Genomic DNA, 7,150 nt, shown 5'->3' on the forward strand with positions numbered 1-7,150 from the left:
ACGAAATAAGCTTATACGTTGATATTACACCTAATATTACATATATACAGTCAATCTATAGCTAGCTAAATAACCCTCACACAACCATAAATAATACACTGTTCAGTTGTCATTCATGATCTATTCATATACTTGCCGACCTAAACAAATAACGTCAGTCACATAGTAGATCAACCGTCTGCTTTTACTTATTCATATAATTATAAAAAACACATAAATATCAATAGATAAGCTTATAGCATAAGTCTGTTTACTGATAGGAGTTAACATGCGATTAAAAACAGCTTTCACTTTATTATCACTTACTTTGCTATCTCAAGCAGCAGTAGCGAACGAGAATATCATTGGCGGATCTATTGGCTATGGAACCCAAAATTTTAATTTAAAATACGATGCCAATGATGGCGATACCGTCGCATTTGATATTTATTATCGTCATATGCTTAGCGATTACATGGGTATAGAAGCCGGTTACACCCGAAGCTATGATGGTATTTTTAGCGACTTTACAAGCTTGCTGTCATCGGCTGATGTATCGTCATACGGTGGACCACGTTTATCACTGTACGGGCAATATCCATTAAGTCACGGTAATGCACTTTACGCAAAAGTTGGTGTTGCTTATCACGATGTTGATTACAAAATGAAGAACGTAAAACATAATGAGAGTAAGGTTGGTGCCGATCTGCAAGTGGGTTGGGAAAAGCGTTTCCACAACGGAATGGGTATCAACGTAGGTTACCAGTTTGCTGACAGCTCCATTTTAACTATGAACAATTTCTATGTCGGCACAAGCTACCGTTTTTAATAACCACACTTAGCTTAACTTATTATCCGCTATAGGGGATATTACTATAATATCCCCTATAGCGGGTAAATTGAAAATATCCGCTATAAAGGATATACTTTAAATATCCTTTATAGCGGATAATTTAAAGTGGGGACCATGCAAATCACATCAGCTAAAATGCTCGCCAATGCCGTGCGAGACCAACGTAAAGCGCAAAGCAGAACCCAAAGTGATACAGCTAAACTGGTGGGTATTAAACAAACCACCGTATCAGCGTTTGAAAATAACCCAGAAAGTACCAAGCTAGAAACGCTTTTTAAATTACTCGCTGCGTTAGATCTAGAGTTGCATGTTCAACCGCGTAACACAAACACCGAACCACACACCACACAACAGAAATGGAATGAGGAGTGGTAAACATGGATGTGTTAACGGTTGCAATGAATGGGATTCTAGTCGGCAGCTTAACCAAAGCAAGCTCTGGTGCGATATCATTTCAATATGATCCAACATGGTTATCACGAGCAGGAGCCCGTGCGATCTCACTTTCTATGCCGTTACGCCACGATGCTTATCATGGTGATATTCCTTACAACTTCTTCGATAACTTATTGCCTGATAACGAGGAAATTCGCAGCCGTATTCAATCACGCTTTAAATCAGCGACCAAACGCCCCTTTGATCTACTAAGCAAAATAGGTGGCGATTGTGTTGGTGCTATTCAGCTTTATTCACCACAAAATATCCTACAAGATGTAAGGCAAATACAGGCTGAGCCATTAACCGAATCTCGTATGGCACAGGTGTTACGAGGTTACCAAAGTGATGCGCCACTAGGTATGCTAGATGATATGGACGATTTTCGTATTTCTATTGCAGGCGCACAGGAAAAAACGGGCTTGTTATGGTATCAAAACCAGTGGCATTTACCGTTAGGTTCGACCCCAACCAGCCATATTCTGAAATTGCCAATAGGGATCTTACAGCACAAAAACATAGACTTAAGCGATAGCTGTGAGAACGAATGGTTATGCTTAAAAATCGCGGCAGCATTTGGCTTTGAAGTGAACGATGCCAACATCATCTATGTTGAAGAAGTAAAAGCATTAGCATTAACCCGCTTTGATCGTCGATGGTCACAAGACGGCAGTTGGCTAATGCGTTTACCACAAGAAGACATGTGCCAAGCATTAGGTGTTGCACCCGCATTAAAATATGAATCAGACGGTGGGCCAAACATTGCCAGTATCATGCAATTTCTATTAGGTTCACGAACATCAACCCAAGATCGAGAAGTGTTTTTTAAAGCACAGATCTTGTTTTGGTTGTTAGCAGCCATTGATGGACACGGTAAAAACTTCAGCTTATTTCTAGAACCTGAAAGCCGTTACAGCATGACGCCACTATACGACATTATTTCAGCTTATCCTTTAATGGATTCAAACAGCATACCGAAACAGAAAGCCAAAATGGCGATGGCATTAACAGGCACCAAGAAATATTATAAATGGCAAACCATTCAGCCTCGCCATTTTTTAAGTACAGCGAAAGCGGTCGGGTTTTCGACCCAACGTGCCAATGAATTAATGACTGAAATGAAAAACCAAGCGCCAAGTGCGATAGAAAAAGTCCGACAGCAATTGTCCAACGATTTTCCTACTGATATTAGTGAGTCGATATTTAATGGGGTATTAAAGCAAGCAGGGCGATTAGCATAAAACCAAGTTATACGTATAAAGAAGGCATGAGCAAACAGCCCATGCCTTAAATACGCTTGCTTTAAATACTCTGGCCTTAATACTTGTGCCTTCAGAATCAGGGCTTAATTAGCCAAGAGTAGGATAGTCGGTATAACCGTGGCCATTACCGCCAAATAGCGTTGCGCCATCCAGTTCTGCTAATGGTTGTTGATGCTGTAAGCGTGAGACAAAATCAGGATTAGCCACAAACGGACGACCAAACGCCACCAAATCCGCATAGCCTTTATTAAGCACTTCATCTGCACGCGCTTGCGTATAACTACCTGCAACAATGATGGTATTAGTGAAATACTCACGCAGATCAATTCTAAACAGCTCGGGGATCACTGGCGCATCATCCCAATCCGCTTCTGATAAATGCAGATAACCAATGTCACGGGCTTGGAGTTGTTTTGCTGCCTCTAAAATAGTCGGCACAATATCAGGGCAATTCATATCTTTGAAAGTGATGAAGGGCGCAAGTCGAACACCCACTTTGTTAGCACCAATGATATTACTAACAGCATCAACAACTTCTAGTAAGAAGCGAATACGATTCTCTCTAGTGACACCGTAACTATCTGTGCGATGATTAGAGTTAGTACGCAAGAACTGATCGATAAGGTAGCCATTACCACCGTGAATTTCGACACCATCAAAACCTGCATCAATAGCGCGTTTTGCAGCATAAGCAAAATCTGCGATAACCCGATCAATATCTGCTTGTGTCATAGCTCTTGGTTCAACACAATCGACCATGTTGCCATTGCCTTGTTCATCCGCAATCCACACCTTGGTTTCAACAGGTCTAAGTGCTGATGGCGCAATCGGCTTCTCACCATTTTGGAATACAGGGTGAGATACACGACCTACATGCCATAGCTGACAAAACATCGCCGCGCCGTTCTTATGTACCGCTTGCGTTACTGAATTCCAACCCGCTACTTGCTCATCGGTATAAACACCAGGCGTAAACGAATAGCCTTGCGAATCATCAGAAATCTGCGTCGCTTCAGAGATAATTAATCCTGCGCTGGCACGTTGCTGGTAATAACTCGCCATCATCGCATTTGGAATATTGCCCGGTTGGCTACTACGCGCACGTGTCATCGGTGCCATTACAATACGGTTTTGTAAATTCAATTCGTTAAGCTGTGTTGATTCAAAAAGCTTGCTCATTCTCGGCACCTTATTTAAGTAGTGAAACATGGGTTTTAACGCTGACCGATTCCATCCAATCTTTTACTGTGTTATCCCACTTGATCTCAGGCGCACTAAAGAACCCACGTAAAATAGAGAACATAATCGCACCATCAATCAAACGAACAGGTTGGTTAGTCTCTAAATGCAAGATCGTTTTTGCTTGCTCAATAAGAGACTCAACGTCATTAGCGATGTTCGGGGTATCTTGCAGAAGCGCATCAAAATTTAGTTCGTCTGATTCTTTCTTTACTCGCCAAGCTTTTCGGGCTGAATCAGTTTCAAATTCAGGTAACGCCATGTTTGACCAACGTGGATAGCCGATTTTTTGTAATGGAAGAAACGCGTTTTTTTGCCACTCAAACACATCAGAAGAAATCTCAATTGTCTCGTTAGATTTCGCCAAACTTATAAAATACTGAATAATATCTAAGCTCTCTGCTAAGGCTTCTTCACCATCATCTTTAATCAAAAGGGGCACTTGCTTAGCACCAATGAGCTCATTTGTGGTTTTGTCATCATCATAAGCAATACAAGTTACCGTCAGTGGGATATTCAACATTCCAGCCACATAACGGACGCGAGCACTAAAAGGGCAATGTTCATAAATATAAAGCTTCATCGTTATTTCCTATCTAGCTACTTTTGTTTTGATGGCGTCAGTATATTCATTGGATAGAATTTGATAATTGGGGTAAATTTGAAAAGATTATTCGGCTGAGATGAACAATAAACAAAAGGAAAGGGCATGGATAAGTTTTCTGATATGACGTTATTTATCAGTATCGTTAAAAATCAAGGTATGGCCGCAGCAGGCAGAGAGTTGGGGTTATCTCCCGCAACGGTAACAGCTAGGCTACAAGCATTAGAAGATCGCTACGGTGTCAAGCTGCTTAACCGCAGTACTAGGCATATCTCTTTAACCGAATCTGGTGCGCTGTACCATCAAGCCTGTTTAGAGATCATCCATAGCGTAAAAGAGACAGAAAACTTACTTCAAACCGGTAGCCAAGAAGTACGAGGGACGTTAAAGATCTCGGCGCCACGAGACATAGGTAAACAATACATCTCACCCATCATCTCGGCATTTTGCGAACGATACCCAGACGTAGTGCCATACTTGTATTTAGACGATAAGCTCACCAACTTGGCAGAATCGGGGATTGATATTGTGATCCGTTACGGAGAACTGGCAGACAGTAATCTTATCTCTCGTAAACTGGCACCCAGCAGACGGGTTTTATGTGCAACGCCTGAATACTTAGCAAACAAAGGCACGCCCGTTACACCGCAAGATCTTGCCGATCACCATTGTTTAGCCATGATCCGCAGTAATGAAGAACTGAAAACATGGCACTTTACAGACGACAACCAACAAACAGTGATAACCCTAGTACCCAAACGCTTTTCAGATGATGGCGAAGTGATCCGCCAATGGGCATTAGATGGAGCAGGCATTGCGTTAAAATCGATATTAGATATTCAGCACGACATACAAGAGCAACGATTGGTGACAGTACTTGATGGTTACATGAAGAACTTCAACGCATCGACATCTTCAGCCAGTGCCGACTTAAACGTGATTTACCAAAGCCGCCAGTATCAACCTAAACGGCTTCGATTGTTTATTGAGTTCTTGTTAGAGCGATTTGGTGAAAGGTAAGGCCAGAGATTATTTTGAAGATGTTTACGCCTTACTCTGCTCATCCACCAATTCAACTTGATTTGGAACCAGCCAAAGGATTGAGAAAAACACAATAAACACCACTAAAGTTGTTAAAAACAAATTTTGGATATGGCTATTAATCAATGAGTATAAAAATGAAGAAAAGAATGCCAGTGTTAATCCAGTAATTTTTCTACGACGGTTTGATACCATAAGTGCCGAACATTTCACACAGCGATATTGAGTTGTGTATTTGCTAAATAACAAATAGCTAAGGGAAATAGGAGAGTGACAGTTAGGGCATTGATGCTTAGCCATAAAGATTCCTAAGTGTTGTCTTTGTGTGTAATCCAACTTGAACTTTACCAACTTAGTTCATCCATTTACAAACATCTGCATCAAGTAAGATTAACGTTTGGCGACCATCTCACATAATGATGAATCGCCATGTATCGATTAAAACGTGTTTTCACTGTTGTATTTGCTGGTGATTTTGAAATCTTTAATGTCCAAGTTTTCTAAGAACTCAAAACCGTGATGCTCATGGTAATACCAAGCAGCAAAGCCAATGATCGCGAGTACAATTAATTTTTTCATACAATCCTTTGTTTTGTTAACGGTTAAACCAACAACGGCAATCCATGTCGTTCATGCTAGCAAGGCAATATACAAAACAATAACGCAGTGATTGCAGTATCAAATGGCCAATCTGTGTATTAAACAAATGAATAACGCTGAAACAGATTCAAATATCAATACAACTTGTGATGATCGTTATGGTTAAAACGATAAGTGTGATAATGATTTCGCATACAGCAACGTGATAAACTTTGGCGATTGAGATGGTTGAGATTCAAATCGTTAAAATTTAAACATCAGTAACAGCATGATTTAAGTTCGTCTAAGAACATCTGTGATTTGAATCTTTAAAGCGAAGATATGATGAGTGTTAGACACGCCATTTCAAATAGGTTCAGACTAAACATAGCCGTTATTAAGGCAAATACCATTACTTTGGGATTTACACCTTTTGTCAGCCCTACTTTAAAATGTCACATTCCTCCAACTTAGAAATGTCACATTAGGTGTATGATTCTTCCTATGGAAGAATCAGCCTACGGTGCTGGAATGTTACTCACGATGAGCACAAAAGAGCTTCAGAAACTCGAAACAATACAAAACGTTTGTGATAAGCGTATTAGACAAATTGATGCTTCTAAAATCCTGAACTTAAGCCGTAGGCATATTCAAAGATTGGTTAATCAATACCGACAGTTCGGGGCTAATGGTTTAATTTCAAAAAAGCGAACTAAGCCAAGTAATCGTCAATTCAATGCATCATTGAAAAAACAAGTTATTGATTTAATTCAGACTCATTACTTCGATTTTGGTCCTACGCTAGCCGCAGAAAAATTAGCTGAAATTCATGATATTAGACTCTCTACTGAAACCATCAGAAAATGGATGGTTTCGGTAAAACTTTGGAAACCAAAGGTTAAGAAAAGACGTAAGATTTATCAACCGAGAGCGAGAAGAGATTGTATAGGCGAACTTATTCAGCTTGATGGTTCCCCCCACGACTGGTTCGAAGGCCGAGCCGATAAATGTACATTGCTTGTTTTTATTGATGACGCAACAAGCGCCATCATGCATTTATATTTTTGTGATTCTGAGTCGACGTTTTCATATATGGCTGCGACTAAGCAGTATATACAACAGCATGGTAAGCCTGTCGCGCTCTACACGGATAAACAC

9 protein-coding genes are annotated in these 7,150 nt (G+C 40.5%); 5 read left to right on the forward strand and 4 right to left on the reverse strand.

Annotation, left to right across the window (positions count from 1 at the left end):
* Positions 1 to 268 precede the first annotated feature (268 nt).
* The 3 genes from SKA34_RS08960 (at position 269) to SKA34_RS08970 (ending at position 2,508) form a co-directional block, all read left to right on the forward strand.
* Positions 269 to 808: a porin family protein gene (locus tag SKA34_RS08960; RefSeq protein WP_006645194.1), complete on the forward strand. Its 540-nt coding sequence runs from the start codon at positions 269 to 271 to the stop codon at positions 806 to 808.
* A 138-nt stretch (positions 809 to 946) separates the two neighbouring features.
* Positions 947 to 1,207 (forward strand): helix-turn-helix domain-containing protein, encoded by a 261-nt coding sequence (locus SKA34_RS08965; protein WP_006645195.1) that lies wholly within the window; start codon positions 947 to 949, stop codon positions 1,205 to 1,207.
* Positions 1,208 to 1,209: 2 nt separating this feature from the next.
* Positions 1,210 to 2,508: a type II toxin-antitoxin system HipA family toxin gene (locus tag SKA34_RS08970; RefSeq protein ID WP_006645196.1), complete on the forward strand. Its 1,299-nt coding sequence runs from the start codon at positions 1,210 to 1,212 to the stop codon at positions 2,506 to 2,508.
* Between the two features lie 108 nt (positions 2,509 to 2,616).
* Here the strand turns inward: SKA34_RS08970 and SKA34_RS08975 are convergent, their stop codons facing one another.
* On the reverse strand, positions 2,617 to 3,708 hold the full coding sequence (locus tag SKA34_RS08975; protein ID WP_006645197.1) for an alkene reductase: 1,092 nt from the start codon (positions 3,706 to 3,708) through the stop codon (positions 2,617 to 2,619).
* A 10-nt stretch (positions 3,709 to 3,718) separates the two neighbouring features.
* The gene (locus SKA34_RS08980) at positions 3,719 to 4,351 is read right to left on the reverse strand and encodes a GrxB family glutaredoxin (protein WP_006645198.1); all 633 of its coding nucleotides are present in this window, start codon (positions 4,349 to 4,351) and stop codon (positions 3,719 to 3,721) included.
* Positions 4,352 to 4,477: 126 nt separating this feature from the next.
* Here SKA34_RS08980 and SKA34_RS08985 point away from each other — a divergent pair, with 126 nt between their 5' ends.
* Positions 4,478 to 5,392, forward strand: a complete 915-nt coding sequence (locus SKA34_RS08985; RefSeq protein ID WP_006645199.1) for a LysR family transcriptional regulator — start codon at positions 4,478 to 4,480, stop codon at positions 5,390 to 5,392.
* A 24-nt stretch (positions 5,393 to 5,416) separates the two neighbouring features.
* Here SKA34_RS08985 and SKA34_RS23595 read toward each other — a convergent pair whose 3' ends face one another.
* Positions 5,417 to 5,713, reverse strand: a complete 297-nt coding sequence (locus SKA34_RS23595; RefSeq protein WP_232284248.1) for a hypothetical protein — start codon at positions 5,711 to 5,713, stop codon at positions 5,417 to 5,419.
* A 138-nt stretch (positions 5,714 to 5,851) separates the two neighbouring features.
* A complete protein-coding gene (locus SKA34_RS23335) occupies positions 5,852 to 5,992 on the reverse strand; it encodes a hypothetical protein (RefSeq protein ID WP_006645201.1) in 141 nt (46 codons plus the stop codon).
* A gap of 543 nt (positions 5,993 to 6,535) precedes the next feature.
* Between SKA34_RS23335 and SKA34_RS08995 the strand changes: the two genes are divergently transcribed.
* On the forward strand, positions 6,536 to 7,150 hold a 615-nt coding region (locus SKA34_RS08995), incomplete at its 3' end, for an ISNCY family transposase (RefSeq protein ID WP_232284261.1).

It is taken from the genome of Photobacterium sp. SKA34, from assembly GCF_000153325.1.
Lineage (GTDB): Bacteria > Pseudomonadota > Gammaproteobacteria > Enterobacterales > Vibrionaceae > Photobacterium.